Source organism: Ekhidna sp. (assembly GCF_040220215.1).
GTDB lineage: Bacteria > Bacteroidota > Bacteroidia > Cytophagales > Cyclobacteriaceae > Ekhidna.
In genome coordinates this window covers 549,469-562,204 of record NZ_JAVJTR010000016.1, presented here as the reverse complement: position 1 = coordinate 562,204, position 12,736 = coordinate 549,469, and the positions used below count along the sequence as shown (strand labels likewise).

General features: G+C 40.3%; 19 protein-coding genes. 5 read left to right on the top strand and 14 right to left on the bottom strand.

The genetic code is table 11. From position 1 onward, the window contains the following. The first annotated feature begins 112 nt into the window (after window positions 1-112). The 3 genes from RIC88_RS11225 (at window position 113) to RIC88_RS11215 (ending at window position 1,851) form a co-directional block, all read left to right on the top strand. Complete coding sequence (locus RIC88_RS11225) at window positions 113-340, top strand: hypothetical protein (RefSeq protein ID WP_350217624.1); 228 nt, start codon at window positions 113-115, stop codon at window positions 338-340. A gap of 127 nt (window positions 341-467) precedes the next feature. Next, a complete protein-coding gene (locus RIC88_RS11220; protein ID WP_350217623.1) occupies window positions 468-1,052 on the top strand; it encodes a Crp/Fnr family transcriptional regulator in 585 nt (194 codons plus the stop codon). Between the two features lie 67 nt (window positions 1,053-1,119). Beyond that, on the top strand, window positions 1,120-1,851 hold the full coding sequence (locus RIC88_RS11215; RefSeq protein ID WP_350217622.1) for a hypothetical protein: 732 nt from the start codon (window positions 1,120-1,122) through the stop codon (window positions 1,849-1,851). Between the two features lie 93 nt (window positions 1,852-1,944). Here the strand turns inward: RIC88_RS11215 and RIC88_RS11210 are convergent, their stop codons facing one another. Continuing rightward, window positions 1,945-2,442 carry a hypothetical protein gene (locus tag RIC88_RS11210; RefSeq protein ID WP_350217621.1) on the bottom strand — a complete coding sequence of 166 codons (498 nt, stop codon included), beginning with the start codon at window positions 2,440-2,442 and terminating at the stop codon, window positions 1,945-1,947. Window positions 2,443-2,629: 187 nt separating this feature from the next. On the opposite strand from RIC88_RS11210, the gene RIC88_RS11205 reads away from it, so the two are divergent. Together RIC88_RS11205 and RIC88_RS11200 are read left to right on the top strand one after the other, a co-directional pair. Beyond that, the gene (locus RIC88_RS11205; protein WP_350217620.1) at window positions 2,630-3,952 is read left to right on the top strand and encodes an FAD-dependent oxidoreductase; all 1,323 of its coding nucleotides are present in this window, start codon (window positions 2,630-2,632) and stop codon (window positions 3,950-3,952) included. 48 nt (window positions 3,953-4,000) lie between these two features. Beyond that, window positions 4,001-4,366 carry a VOC family protein gene (locus RIC88_RS11200; protein WP_350217619.1) on the top strand — a complete coding sequence of 122 codons (366 nt, stop codon included), beginning with the start codon at window positions 4,001-4,003 and terminating at the stop codon, window positions 4,364-4,366. 67 nt (window positions 4,367-4,433) lie between these two features. Here RIC88_RS11200 and eno read toward each other — a convergent pair whose 3' ends face one another. The 13 genes from eno to rpsE all read right to left on the bottom strand — a co-directional run bounded on the left by eno (window position 4,434) and on the right by rpsE (window position 12,735). Beyond that, window positions 4,434-5,714: a phosphopyruvate hydratase gene (gene eno / locus RIC88_RS11195; RefSeq protein ID WP_350217618.1), complete on the bottom strand. Its 1,281-nt coding sequence runs from the start codon at window positions 5,712-5,714 to the stop codon at window positions 4,434-4,436. Further along, the gene (gene carA, locus RIC88_RS11190; protein WP_350217617.1) at window positions 5,714-6,817 is read right to left on the bottom strand and encodes a glutamine-hydrolyzing carbamoyl-phosphate synthase small subunit; all 1,104 of its coding nucleotides are present in this window, start codon (window positions 6,815-6,817) and stop codon (window positions 5,714-5,716) included. The genes eno and carA overlap by 1 nt, the downstream gene beginning before the upstream one ends. A gap of 89 nt (window positions 6,818-6,906) precedes the next feature. Continuing rightward, window positions 6,907-7,497, bottom strand: coding sequence for a 50S ribosomal protein L17 (gene rplQ / locus RIC88_RS11185; RefSeq protein ID WP_350217616.1), 591 nt, complete (start codon window positions 7,495-7,497; stop codon window positions 6,907-6,909). Further along, window positions 7,497-8,486 carry a DNA-directed RNA polymerase subunit alpha gene (locus tag RIC88_RS11180; RefSeq protein WP_350217615.1) on the bottom strand — a complete coding sequence of 330 codons (990 nt, stop codon included), beginning with the start codon at window positions 8,484-8,486 and terminating at the stop codon, window positions 7,497-7,499. The genes rplQ and RIC88_RS11180 overlap by 1 nt, the downstream gene beginning before the upstream one ends. Window positions 8,487-8,506: 20 nt before the next feature. Continuing rightward, on the bottom strand, window positions 8,507-9,109 hold the full coding sequence (rpsD, locus tag RIC88_RS11175; RefSeq protein WP_350217614.1) for a 30S ribosomal protein S4: 603 nt from the start codon (window positions 9,107-9,109) through the stop codon (window positions 8,507-8,509). Window positions 9,110-9,130: 21 nt separating this feature from the next. Beyond that, the gene (gene rpsK, locus RIC88_RS11170) at window positions 9,131-9,523 is read right to left on the bottom strand and encodes a 30S ribosomal protein S11 (protein WP_350217613.1); all 393 of its coding nucleotides are present in this window, start codon (window positions 9,521-9,523) and stop codon (window positions 9,131-9,133) included. A 7-nt stretch (window positions 9,524-9,530) separates the two neighbouring features. After that, window positions 9,531-9,908 carry a 30S ribosomal protein S13 gene (gene rpsM, locus RIC88_RS11165; protein WP_350217612.1) on the bottom strand — a complete coding sequence of 126 codons (378 nt, stop codon included), beginning with the start codon at window positions 9,906-9,908 and terminating at the stop codon, window positions 9,531-9,533. Between the two features lie 2 nt (window positions 9,909-9,910). After that, window positions 9,911-10,027, bottom strand: a complete 117-nt coding sequence (gene rpmJ / locus RIC88_RS11160; protein ID WP_089356819.1) for a 50S ribosomal protein L36 — start codon at window positions 10,025-10,027, stop codon at window positions 9,911-9,913. Between the two features lie 28 nt (window positions 10,028-10,055). Further along, on the bottom strand, window positions 10,056-10,274 hold the full coding sequence (gene infA / locus RIC88_RS11155) for a translation initiation factor IF-1 (protein WP_089356818.1): 219 nt from the start codon (window positions 10,272-10,274) through the stop codon (window positions 10,056-10,058). Further along, window positions 10,274-11,581 carry a preprotein translocase subunit SecY gene (gene secY / locus RIC88_RS11150; RefSeq protein ID WP_350217611.1) on the bottom strand — a complete coding sequence of 436 codons (1,308 nt, stop codon included), beginning with the start codon at window positions 11,579-11,581 and terminating at the stop codon, window positions 10,274-10,276. Before secY ends, infA begins: the two co-directional genes overlap by 1 nt. Then, window positions 11,581-12,030: a 50S ribosomal protein L15 gene (rplO, locus tag RIC88_RS11145; protein ID WP_350217610.1), complete on the bottom strand. Its 450-nt coding sequence runs from the start codon at window positions 12,028-12,030 to the stop codon at window positions 11,581-11,583. Before rplO ends, secY begins: the two co-directional genes overlap by 1 nt. A gap of 2 nt (window positions 12,031-12,032) precedes the next feature. Continuing rightward, window positions 12,033-12,212 (bottom strand): 50S ribosomal protein L30, encoded by a 180-nt coding sequence (rpmD, locus tag RIC88_RS11140; protein WP_350217609.1) that lies wholly within the window; start codon window positions 12,210-12,212, stop codon window positions 12,033-12,035. A gap of 4 nt (window positions 12,213-12,216) precedes the next feature. Continuing rightward, a complete protein-coding gene (gene rpsE, locus RIC88_RS11135) occupies window positions 12,217-12,735 on the bottom strand; it encodes a 30S ribosomal protein S5 (protein ID WP_350217608.1) in 519 nt (172 codons plus the stop codon). Window position 12,736 lies beyond the last annotated feature (1 nt).

Genomic DNA, 12,736 nt, shown 5'->3' with positions numbered 1-12,736 from the left:
TTATGTAATTATAAAACTACAGTCCAAGATTTCTGAACGGGTCTATTTCAAGGTTATTAACAAATCTGGTCAGGAGTTCAATAACATTAAACTCACTTCTAACTCCATTCAAGTGAACTTAGGGAAGCTAGAACATCATGGTTCTAAAGTTGATTATTATACACCGACTTATCTCAACCGTGAATTTGAAAGTGTTCCAGAAATTGAAGAGGTAACTATTGAACTATTGACAGCAACCCGAACTCACGAACTTCAAATGCCATATTCAATGAAGGGCGAGTGCCAACGAATTATCATAACAGACAGCCTAACTATTAAATCAAAATGGGACTTGAATTAAAACACACCAGCTTAAGTTCCTCACGAAATGAATTAGCAGTTTGTGAAGACACAAATCCATGGCTGAAAAGCCGATATATTTAAAGGTTAGATAACGCCACGTTGAGTGTGAGTAAAAAAGACCGATTTTGTACGAAAAACTGAAGACCTTTTGTAAACAGACGATTCCTTTTTCGGATGCAGAACTTGGACTTATTGACCATTATTTTGAAGATAAGTCCTTGAAGAAGGGAGAGTATTTATTGGAATCCAATAAAGTTTGTGACTTTATCGCTTTTATTACCAAAGGTGCTATAAGACACTTCCACATTAAGGATGGCGTAGAAAGAACCTGCGATATTTCATTTGACAACTCCTGGGTAACCGACTTTCAAAGTTTTAATCATGAAACAGCTGGAATGATGAACTTACAAGCAATGGAGAATACGACAGTAGCTCTTATCAAAAAACAGAACCTTCTAACACTTTATCAGGAATGTAGTAAATACGAAACCTTTGGGCGTCTTATGGCTGAACGAGTTGCTCAAAGAGCCACTGATATTGCAATGTCTCTTTCAGCGGATAAACCTGAAGAAAGATTTCAAAATTTATTAAGAGAACAACCTGATCTATTTCAAAGGGTACCTCAAAGATTCATTGCTAATTTATTAGGGGTGAGTCCGGAAAGTTTAAGTCGAATTAAAAACAGGGTATACCACAAACGACAATCTTAACTTAAGTCATCGATTTTAGCCCAGTCTTCATTGCAGTTTTGCTGTTATTCAAAAAAATATAACAGCAATGACGGTAACAAATAGTTTAAATGCACATCCACTAGACTTCTCTAAACTGAAAGCATTTGAACAGCAATTAGATGATGTCATGGAGCTTATCGATATTCCAGAATTGAAAGTGAAGCTCCAAGAGGTAGAAAGAAAATACCAGCAAGACCCAAGCATGATAAACAAAGCCAGACTTGGAATAATGTATCACGAAACAGCTTTGAACTTATCTTTTATTTCAAAATCTGAATACAAGGGTTATGCTAAAAAGAGTTTTGATCAATTAAACGAGTTGTTCTATACCTCTACAACAACAAAAGAGCTACTGCCATTTATATCTTCTTATAGAGCCTCAGCTTTATCTTTAGTAGGAGCTGAAACAAAAAAGCTAAAACTTGTTGGAGAGGCATTCGATATGTTCGAAGATGCTGTAGCCAAATACTCACATATTAGCTATATGCCTGAATTCTTACGAGGAAGTGTTGCTGAGAATTTACCCTGGATTTTCTTTTCAAAAAGAAAATTTGCTAAAAAAGACCATCAAGCTATAATTGATAAAAAAGAAAAGAATTCAGACTTTGCTAATTGGAAAATAATGAGCTTCACCTACTGGGGCTGGGCCAACCAGCATCAAGGTAAAAAATACAGAAATCAAGCTTTGCAGTATTTAGACAAAGCAATACAACTTGATCCCAATTATCAAGCTGGGCGAAAAAGAGCTGAAGAATTAAAAAAGAAACTAAAACATTAGCCCTTCGTCTTCCCTTGTGTCCTCACGTAATGAATTAGTGGTTTGCGAAGACACAACAAATGAAAAGGAGACGAAAACCATCAGACGATAAACTCACATATCAGCCTTGGAAGCAACCGGCCGATAAAAATTCAGCTTGCCTTTTGTGACCCTGTCAAGTCGGAAATTATTAACTCCAACCTTTTTGCCCCAGTCGGCCGTATTTTGGTGAGCAATTTCATAGTCACCGGATCCATTAACCTTATAAACGATGGCGGTATGATCCGGCATCCCCAGAGACGATTGGTAGGTCGTGTTTCCCTCTTTCCATTCCATTTGAACCTTTTTAAACTGGATCAGGTCACCCGGTAAAATTTCATCCTTTGATGGATTTAGTTCTTTCCCGTAGATCATGGCCGTCTTCACAGAACTTCTATCGAAGTAAGCATTGGAGTAGGCAAGAGCACCAGCTGCCAGATCCCAGCATTCACCACGGTCTACTTTTTTGCCCATGTTCTTGTCTACAAACTCAATGACTTTAGCATTGAGCTCAGGCAGTTTTGAAGGGGATAAACTAAAAGAAAAAAGAAGGAGCAGTAGGTACGATTTCATTGGTCTGTTTTTTTGATCTTTTTAACGTAGTGGTTTTGTAAAAGGTACATAAAAAATCAACACAGTTGGTATAAAACTAACTGCACGCTATTGGTGACTTCCAATTCTTTATCTTAAAGGAATGTTTCATTGGATTACAGTCACTTTTACCCTTTTCATTCTAACTTCCTGTCAGACTGAACAAGAAATGAAACCCACGATAGTCATTGGAGGTGGACTGATGGGCAGTGCCACGGCCTGGCATTTGGCTCAACAAGGAGAATCGGTGATTTTGCTTGAACAACAAGACTCCATCTATACCTCAGGATCAAGTCTTGGGGAATCACGTATTTCCAGAAGCCTTGGACCAGAAGGTGATATCTATGCTTACTTGCAAATTCGGGGGATTGAGGAGACTCAGAAGTTGATTGATTTTCTAAATACGAAAGAGCCTGGGAAGCATTCCATGGAAGATATATATTCCACTTCTCCGGTAACCTACATTTTTTATCCCAAGACCTCTGAGGAGATTGCCGTATTCAACCTTAACAAACCGGATACTTTGCCGGCTTCTTCCGGAGACAGTATCGCATTTGCGCCGGATGTTGAAACAGCCATGAAAAAATTCGGCATGCAGCTTCCGGATTCTCTAAAAGTAATCCGCGAGTATCAGAAGTACTCCGGCACCATGAATCCCAGTGTGCTCATTCAAAAACTACATAAAGCCATCAGCTACACCGACAATGAAGTGCGTTACAATCAAAGGGTTGATCAACTGAAACGGATCGATCAGGGATATCAGTTAACAATCCAGGACACTAAAAATCAAAATAACCAGATCGTAGAAGCCTCGAAGATTGTTGCTGCTGCTGGCCCATACAATGGGAAGTTGTTGCAGCATATTTCTCCGGTTATTGATGAGTTGATCACACCAAAGCGACTATTTCTGGCTTTCCTGAAAATTAAACCCTCAGTTTACAACAATTGGAGTGCTGCACAAAAGGACAAACTCCTTAATGGATACCCAATCATCAAGCTTCATGACGAACTCTTTTATTCAATGATCGAAGGATATGATTCTGACGGGGTACCTATCCTGAAAGTGGGTGGGCATTTTAAAAGAACGCCTATTACGAATCTAGATGAGGTTTGGACGATTCCTTTATCCACAGAAGAAAAGGAATGGAGTGCCAGAGAAACAATTGAATACCTTCAAATGAATGGGTTAGATATAGAAGAAGATAATCTTGATTTTCATAGCGGCTATTCGTGCGTGTATTCGCTAACAAAATCAGAAGTGCCTTATGTAATTAATCTTCCAATGTCTGATGGCACATTGGACAGAAATGCTGTGCTTGTTGGGGGAATGTCTGGTGTTGGAGCTAAGGGAACGATGACCTATGGTCATTTAGCAGCCAATCTATTATTCGGAAAAAAAGGATCAAATGATCGCATGTATGAAATCACTCAGAAAGCACTGGGTAATGAAAGGTTGGAATCTGATCTGATTGAATTGAGTTCAGAAAACTAACAAGTTTATGTTCCATAAACTTCAATTGTTTTTATTCGTTTTAACTTCATGTCTCAATCAATTTCCCCTCTACAAATTATTCCTGTATTATCTACTGACAGCATCAAACGCGACCTGGAGTGGTATGAAAAATACACCGGCTTCAAGTTTGTATTTGGAGACGATGGATATGCAGGACTGCAACGAGATAACCTGGAATTTCATCTACAGTTTCACCACAATAATGCGGGTGACCCGGTCTTCCCCTCAGTGATGAAGATTTTTGTTTCGGACATACACACCTATGTGGATGAATTCGTCAAACGAGGCACAATCAAAAAAGAAAAACTCCGAATGAATACACCATGGGGTACACATGAGTTTGGATTCTATGATTTGAACAAGAATGCAATTTTTATAGTACAGGATGTGTAAGTCGTCCCACCACTTTGAGTGGAAGGACGACTCACTTAACAAAAAAATTGACTTACTTTCTTCTATTCTATTTGGCAGCTGGATAAATAGCAACCTCACCCAGCTCCTCTTCAATGCGAAGAAGCTGATTGTACTTAGCCATTCTGTCCGATCGAGACATAGATCCCGTCTTGATCTGACCAGAGTTAGTAGCTACAGCTATATCCGCGATAGTAGCATCTTCTGTCTCTCCTGATCGGTGCGATACCACAGCTGTCCAGCCTGCTTTGTGCGCCATCTCAATGGCATCAAGCGTCTCAGTTAGCGTGCCGATTTGATTTACTTTGATCAAAATGGAGTTAGCGGCCTTTTCCTTGATTGCTTTTTCGAGGAACTTGACATTTGTCACCAAAAGATCATCCCCTACCAGTTGGCATTTATCACCAATCTTTTCAGTTAGCATTTTCCACCCCTCCCAGTCGTTCTCATCACAGCCATCCTCGATACTGTCAATCGGATAGTCATTTACCAGCTTAGCCAGATATTCTGCCTGCTCTGCACTTGATCTTTTTAATCCGTTCTTACCTTCAAACTTGCTGTAGTCGTAGGTGCCTTTTGAAAAGAACTCAGACGATGCACAATCCAATGCAATTGTTACATCTTTCCCAGCTTTGTAGCCTGCTTTCTTAATCGCTGCTAAAATGCTTTCCAGTGCCTCTTCCGTTCCACCTTTAAAATTTGGCGCAAATCCACCTTCATCACCAACCGCAGTGCTCAACCCTTTATCATGAATGATCGCCTTTAGGTTATGGAAAATCTCTCCCCCCATTCGTAGGGCTTCAGTAAAAGTAGGAGCTCCTACAGGACGAATCATGAATTCCTGAAATGCTATTGGTGCATCGGAGTGGGAGCCACCATTGATGATATTCATCATGGGTACCGGGAGAACTTTAGCATTGGTTCCTCCGATGTATCTGTACAATGGAAGTTGACAAGCATCTGCACCGGCATGAGCAACAGCTAGTGAAACTCCCAAAATGGCATTTGCTCCAAGCCTTGACTTATTAGGTGTACCATCCAGTTCAATCATTACCTGATCGATGTAGGATTGCTCTACTACTAACAGCCCTTCAATCTCAGGAGCTATAATATCATTTACGTTATCAACTGCTTTTTGCACCCCTTTGCCCATATATCGGGACTTGTCCCCGTCTCTGAGCTCTACAGCTTCATGTTCTCCAGTTGAAGCTCCGGATGGAACCGCTGCTCTTCCGATGTAGCCATCCTCTGTAATTACCTCTACTTCTATGGTTGGGTTGCCCCGTGAATCCATAATTTGTCGGGCAAATACACTTTCAATAACGCTCATTACTTATTGTTTTTTATTAGTTGGATAAAATCGTCAAACAGATAAACCGAATCATTAGGTCCCGGTGAAGATTCCGGGTGATACTGAACGGCGAATGCAGGCTTATCTTTCAATTTTAGCCCTTCAACAGTATCATGATTCAAATCGATATGCGTAAGCTCAGCTACTTTTGATTGCATTAAAGCTTCCATTTCTACAGCAAAACCATGATTCTGAGAGGTAACTTCACTTAATCCTGTTTGTAAATTTTTTACTGGGTGATTCAACCCTCTATGACCGTGATGCATTTTATAGGTTGGAATTCCTACCGCAAGAGCCAGAATTTGGCTTCCCATACAAATACCGAACAATGGTTTATTCTTTTCCAGAATACTTTTGACAGTATTTGCCGCATAATCCATTACTGCCGGGTCTCCGGGACCATTGGAAATAAAGTAGCCATCGGGATTCCACTTTTCCATTTCTTCAAAAGTGGTCTCAGCAGGAAATACTTTACAATGACAATCCCTGTTAGTCAGGTTCTTTAAAATAGATTTCTTTATGCCTAGGTCCAAAACGGCAACTTTAAAGCCACTATTTGATTCACCTAATTCATACGGCTTTTTGGTAGTTACATGCGTAGAAAGCTCCAGAGCTTCCATACTTGGTATTTTATCCAGTTCAGCCTGAAGCTCTTTTCCCTCCAATTCAGACGAAATAATCGCATTCATGGCGCCTTTGGTACGAATGTGGCGAACAATCTTCCGGGTATCAACTCCGGCAATACCTACAGTGTTGTTCTTTTCTAAAAACTCTTGCAAGCTTTCTGTGGCACTAGTTCGGCTGTAAATGTGAGAAAAATCATTGACCACCAATCCTTTAATAGTAGGACTTGCGCTTTCCACCTCGGTATCAATAGCTCCATAGTTGCCAATGTGTGATGTAGTATTAACAATGATTTGACCATAATAGGATGGGTCAGTATAGATCTCCTGGTATCCGGTCATTCCGGTATTGAAGCAGATTTCTCCACCTGAAGTACCTTGTTTGCCAATGGAGTATCCAGTAAAAGTGGTGCCATCCTGAAGTAAAAGTGTTGCTTTCTTACGGGTAGGGTATTTCATACTGGGGAGCAAAAATAGTTATGTAAAGGGCAATAAAAAAGCCATTCACTAATTGGTGAATGGCTTATATATCTTAAGATCAAAGACACTTAATCTTCTTTCTTCTTTTCTTCTTCTTTAGCCTCAGCTTTCGGCTCTGTTTCTTCAGCTTTAGCTTCTACAGTTTCTGCTTTGGTTTCTTCCTTCACCTCTTCAGCAACTACTTCTTCCTTCACTTCTTTCGCCTCAGCTTTTGGAGCTTCCGCCTTCGCTTTGCCAGATCCGCCTCTTCTTGATCTTCTGGTTTTTGCTTTACCTGCAGTCTCGTCACCAAGTAGCAACTCATTAAAGTCAACTAGCTCCATCATACACATTTCAGCGTTATCACCTAGTCTCGCCCCAGTCTTGATGATTCTGGTGTATCCTCCTGGTCTTGTAGCGATTTTCTCAGCTACATTGCTGAAAAGCTCGGTTACAGACGCCTTATCCTGAAGGTAACCAAATACTACCCTTCTTGAGTTAGTGTCGTCCGTTTTAGACTTGGTCAAAATTGGCTCAATAAATTTTCTAAGTGCTTTCGCCTTTGCTACAGTTGTGTTTATTCTCTTATGCATGATAAGAGAAGAGGCCATATTAGAAAGCATTGCACTTCTATGAGCGGTCTTTCTACTAAGGTGGTTAAATTTCTTTCCGTGTCTCATTATTCTTCCTCCAATTTGTATTTACCAAGATCCATACCGAAAGTAAGACCTTTATCAGAAACCAATTGCTCTAGCTCAGCAAGTGACTTCTTACCGAAGTTTCTAAATTTCATCATGTCAGAGATCTCAAGCGATACCAAATCACCTAATGTTCTAACATCAGCAGCCTTCAAGCAGTTGTAAGCTCTTACTGAAAGATCAAGATCATTAAGATTAGTCTTAAGCATCTTTCTCATATGTAGAAGCTCTTCATCTACTTGCTCAGGCTCACCAGTTTCCTGTGTTTCAAGGATCATGCTCTGGTCTGAGAACAACATAAAGTGTTGAATCAAGATATGAGCTGCACCTTTCAATGCATTCTCAGGATGGATAGATCCATCAGTTTCAATATCTAAAGTCAACTGCTCATAATCCGTTTTCTGCTCCACTCGTGTGTTTTCCACACTGTACTTTACATTCTTAATCGGCGTAAAGATTGAGTCGATAGCAATGAATCCGAAGTTTTGATCTGCAGGCTTGTTGTCATCTGCACCAACATACCCTCTTCCTTTTTCGATAGTAAGCTCAATTTCAAACTTAGCTGACTCATCCAGATTGCAAATTACGTGCTCAGGATTTAGGATTTCGAAAGAAGTGGTTGCTTTCGCCAGGTCACCGGCAGTAAGCTTTTTCATGTTTGAAACAGATACTGTGATAGAACCGTCAGCTACTTCTTCAATTTTCTTGAATCGAACCATTTTCAGGTTCAAAATCATTTCACTCACATCTTCTACTACTCCTTCGATGGTAGAGAATTCATGCAGTACACCAGGGATTTTCACACCTGTGATCGCATAACCTTCCAAAGAAGAAAGAAGAATCCTTCTCAACGCATTACCTATTGTAACACCGTATCCTTTTTCCAGAGGTTTGAACGTAAAGAGGCCATGGAAGTCATCTGCTTTTTCCATTACCACTTTTTCCGGCATTTGAAATGCTAGGATAGACATATATCTTATATTTTGAGTGTTTACTTAGAGTACAATTCGACGATCAACTGTTCCTTGATGTTTTCAGGAATTTCTTCTCTGCTAGGAGCATTAAGAAACTTGCCAGTCATGCTAGCAGAATCCCACTCCAACCAAGAATAGCTTCTGGCATTAGATGCCAGGCTATCAGTAATGGCTTCAAGAGATTTTGACTTCTCTCTTACGCCAATGATGTCGTTTCCTTTTAATGTGTAAGAAGGTACGTTTACCAATTCTCCATTCACAGTTATGTGTTTGTGAGAAACCAGTTGCCTTGCTGCCCTTCTTGTAGGCGCAATACCTAAACGGAATACAGTATTGTCCAATCTTGCTTCTAACATTTGAAGTAAGATCTCACCTGTAATTCCACTTTTTCTTGATGCCTTGTCAAAGACGTTTGCAAACTGACGCTCCAATACACCATACGTGTACTTTGCTTTTTGCTTTTCAGCTAGCTGGATTGCATATTCAGACTGCTTCTTTCTTCTTCCACGACCATGCTGACCCGGAGGGTATGCTTTCTTCTGAAGCGCTTTGCTCGCTCCGAAGATTGGCTCTCCAAATCGTCTTGAAATTTTAGTCTTAGGCCCAGTATATCTTGCCATTATCTATAACTATTTAATATCTTAAACTCTTCTTCTTTTCGGTGGTCTGCATCCATTGTGAGGTAGTGGGGTTACATCTTTGATCATTGTAACTTCGATACCTGTGTTTTGAATGGTTCTAATAGCCGATTCTCTACCTGATCCAGGTCCTTTAACAAAAACCTCAACCTTTCTTAATCCTAAGTCATATGCTTTTTGAGCACATTCCTGAGCTGCTACCTGAGCTGCGTATGGCGTGTTTTTCTTTGAACCACGGAAACCCATCTTACCGGCTGATGCCCAGCTGATAACCTGACCTGTTCCATTGGTCATTGATATGATAATGTTGTTGAATGATGCTTTGATGTGCGCCTGGCCTATCGCATCAACAGCAACAACTCTCTTTTTAGCTTTATCTTTTCTCTTTTGTGCCATCTATCTATTACTTAACAGCTTTCTTCTTATTAGCAACCGTTTTTCTCTTTCCTTTTCGAGTACGAGCATTATTCTTGGTGTGCTGTCCTCTTACCGGAAGACCCTTTCTATGACGAAGGCCTCTGTAACAACCGATATCTAACAATCGTTTGATACTCATTTGTATCTCCCCTTTGAGAACACCTTCTACCTTGTATTTCTCTCGGATAGCAGTTCTTACACTACCACCTTCATCGTCAGTCCAATCCTGAACTTTCTTGTTCGGATCTACACCGGCTTCAGCCAAAATCTTTTGAGCTGATGTTTTACCAATGCCGAAGATGTAAGTCAAGGCAATCTCGCCTCGCTTGTTATCGGGAATATCTACTCCTGCAACTCTTGCCATAATTATCCTTGTCTCTGTTTAAACTTTGGATTCTTTTTATTGATTACATAAAGCTTCCCTTTCCTCCTGATCACTTTGCAATCAACGCTTCGTTTTTTAACGGATGCTCTTACTTTCATTTCTTTTTACTTTTTCAGTCTATGACTGTTATTTATATCGATATACGATTCTTCCTTTGGTCAAATCATAAGGAGACATTTCCAACTTTACCTTATCTCCGGGTAAAATCTTGATGTAGTGCATTCTCATCTTTCCTGAGATATGTGCGATCACCTCATGACCGTTTTCAAGCTCTACTCTAAACATTGCGTTTGACAATGCTTCCACGATCGTTCCGTCCTGCTCTATGGATGCTTGTTTTGCCATTATGCTGCTTGAGTTCTTCCTTTAACTCTACCTGATTTCATCATTCCTTCATAGTGCCTCATGAGCAGGTAGCTCTCAATCTGCTGAAGGGTATCAAGAATTACACCTACCATGATCAATAGTGATGTTCCTCCGTAAAACTGGGCAAAGCCCTGATTTACACCTGCTATCATAGCGAATGCAGGAAGGATTGCGATAATCGCAAGGAAAATCGCTCCAGGTAAAGTGATTCTTGAAAGAATATTATCTAAAAAGTCAGCGGTTTGTTTTCCCGGCTTAACACCTGGTACGAAACCACCATTTCGTTTCATATCGTCTGCAATCTGGTTAGGATTGATTGTGATGGCAGTATAGAAGAATGTGAACACGATAATCATGATCGCAAAGGTCAAATTGTACTGCCATGAAGTGAAATCAGAGAATGTTGTTCCAATGTAGTTTGCGAAATCACTTTCCTCTCTCCAAAGACCTGCAAGCATTGCCGGCAGGAACATGATAGACTGAGCAAAGATGATCGGCATAACTCCTGAAGCATTCACTTTCAATGGAATGTATTGTCTCTGACCACCGTATACTTTATTTCCAACTACTTGCTTTGCATATTGTACCGGTACTCTTCTTACCGCCTGCACCAACGCCACCGTTACAAGTACTACAAAGAACAGAGCAACTAATTCTAAAATGAACAGCAACATCTCGCTCATTCCTCTTGTAATTGCTTCAGCAGCAATACTTCCAGGGAATCTTGAAATGATACCAATCATAATTAGCATCGAAATACCGTTACCAATTCCTTTATCAGTGATTTTCTCTCCAAGCCACATACAAAAGATGGTACCTGAAGTTAGGATGATCACGGAAGTAAACTTGAAGAAGAAGGTGTTGCTAATAATCGCTTCTGCAGGGATAGCTGCTGAAACGTAGCTAAATCCTTGAGCCATGCATATAGCGATAGTCAATACTCTTGTAAGTTGATTGATCTTCTTACGTCCGCTATCTCCTTCTTTTTGAAGCTTTTGAAAATATGGTACTGCCACTGTCATCAACTGCAACACAATGGATGCAGAGATATAAGGCATAATACCTAATGCGAATACGGAAGCATTACTAAATGCGCCTCCTAAGAACGTATCCAATAATCCAAAAATACCTTGTGCATCTCCTCCAAGATTACTTGGGTCTACACCCGGAAGTACCACGAAAGAACCTATTCTGAATATCACTAAAAATCCTATTGTGTTTAGGATTCTAGTTCTCAGTTCCTCAATGGAAAAAATGTTTTTTATGGTATCTATGAATTTCTTCATTATTCTACTATAGTAATGGATCCACCAGCTTTCTCAATTGCTTCCTGAGCAGTTTTTGAGAATTTATGTGCTGTAACTTTAAGTCCAGTTTTCAGTTCGCCTCTTCCTAACACTTTAACGATATCGTTCTTTTGAGCAAGACCATTAGCTATTAAGACTTCAATCGTAATTTCTTTCAGCTTTTTTGCTTCACTTAGCTCCTGAAGATCATCGAGGTTGATTGGCTTGGAAACAACTTTGTTGTTGTTCTTAAATCCAAACTTAGGCACTCGTCTTTGTAAAGGCATTTGCCCTCCTTCGAAACCTGTCTTACGAGAGTAACCTGCACGTGACTGAGCTCCTTTGTGACCTTTTGTGGATGTACCACCTCGTCCAGAGCCTTGTCCTCTACCGATTCTCTTTCTATTCTTTGTTGAGCCTTCTGCAGGCTTTAATGATTCAAGTCTCATGTTTACAGCTCTTTTACTTCTACTAAGTGATTCACCGTTTTGATCATCCCGCTAATTGAAGGAGTCAGTTCTTTTTCAACGGACTTATTTATTTTACCAAGGCCCAAAGCAATCATTGTTTTTTTCTGATTCTGAGGACGTTTGATCGTACTTCTCTTTTGTGTGATTAATACTTTTCCCATTGTCTTAGCCATTGAAAACTTTATCCAAAGACACACCTCTTTGCTGAGCGACAGCAAATGGGTCTCTCATTTTATTTAAAGCATCAAAAGTTGCTTTCACCACGTTATGTGGGTTTGAAGATCCTTTTGATTTTGCAAGTACGTCGTGTACCCCTGCACTCTCCAATACTGCACGCATCGCACCACCGGCAATTACTCCAGTACCCGGTGCTGCTGGCTTAAGTAGCACAAGACCACCACCGAACTTACCGATCGCTTCGTGAGGAACAGTTCCTTTGAAAACCGGTACTTTCACAAGGTTTTTCTTAGCATCATCAATCCCTTTAGTGATCGCGTCTGTTACCTCGTTTGCTTTACCTAGTCCGTATCCAACTACACCGTTTCCATCTCCTACTACTACGATAGCTGAGAAGCTGAATCTTCGTCCACCCTTCACTACTTTCGCTACTCGCTTGATCGCAACTACTCGCTCCTGAAGGTCGATTTCACTTGCTTTTATAGATCTTATATTGCTTTGTGACATA

Excerpts from the sequence above, each read along its gene's own strand:
- RIC88_RS11215 (WP_350217622.1), top strand. The coding sequence starts at position 1,120 with ATGACGGTAACAAATAGTTTAAATGCACATCCACTAGACTTCTCTAAA.
- RIC88_RS11210 (WP_350217621.1), bottom strand. The coding sequence starts at position 2,442 with ATGAAATCGTACCTACTGCTCCTTCTTTTTTCTTTTAGTTTATCCCCT.
- RIC88_RS11205 (WP_350217620.1), top strand. The coding sequence starts at position 2,630 with ATGAAACCCACGATAGTCATTGGAGGTGGACTGATGGGCAGTGCCACG.
- RIC88_RS11200 (WP_350217619.1), top strand. The coding sequence starts at position 4,001 with ATGTCTCAATCAATTTCCCCTCTACAAATTATTCCTGTATTATCTACT.
- eno (WP_350217618.1), bottom strand. The coding sequence starts at position 5,714 with ATGAGCGTTATTGAAAGTGTATTTGCCCGACAAATTATGGATTCACGG.
- carA (WP_350217617.1), bottom strand. The coding sequence starts at position 6,817 with ATGAAATACCCTACCCGTAAGAAAGCAACACTTTTACTTCAGGATGGC.
- rplQ (WP_350217616.1), bottom strand. The coding sequence starts at position 7,497 with ATGAGACACGGAAAGAAATTTAACCACCTTAGTAGAAAGACCGCTCAT.
- RIC88_RS11180 (WP_350217615.1), bottom strand. The coding sequence starts at position 8,486 with ATGTCTATCCTAGCATTTCAAATGCCGGAAAAAGTGGTAATGGAAAAA.
- rpsD (WP_350217614.1), bottom strand. The coding sequence starts at position 9,109 with ATGGCAAGATATACTGGGCCTAAGACTAAAATTTCAAGACGATTTGGA.
- rpsK (WP_350217613.1), bottom strand. The coding sequence starts at position 9,523 with ATGGCACAAAAGAGAAAAGATAAAGCTAAAAAGAGAGTTGTTGCTGTT.
- rpsM (WP_350217612.1), bottom strand. The coding sequence starts at position 9,908 with ATGGCAAGAGTTGCAGGAGTAGATATTCCCGATAACAAGCGAGGCGAG.
- rpmJ (WP_089356819.1), bottom strand. The coding sequence starts at position 10,027 with ATGAAAGTAAGAGCATCCGTTAAAAAACGAAGCGTTGATTGCAAAGTG.
- infA (WP_089356818.1), bottom strand. The coding sequence starts at position 10,274 with ATGGCAAAACAAGCATCCATAGAGCAGGACGGAACGATCGTGGAAGCA.
- secY (WP_350217611.1), bottom strand. The coding sequence starts at position 11,581 with ATGAAGAAATTCATAGATACCATAAAAAACATTTTTTCCATTGAGGAA.
- rplO (WP_350217610.1), bottom strand. The coding sequence starts at position 12,030 with ATGAGACTTGAATCATTAAAGCCTGCAGAAGGCTCAACAAAGAATAGA.
- rpmD (WP_350217609.1), bottom strand. The coding sequence starts at position 12,212 with ATGGGAAAAGTATTAATCACACAAAAGAGAAGTACGATCAAACGTCCT.
- rpsE (WP_350217608.1), bottom strand. The coding sequence starts at position 12,735 with ATGTCACAAAGCAATATAAGATCTATAAAAGCAAGTGAAATCGACCTT.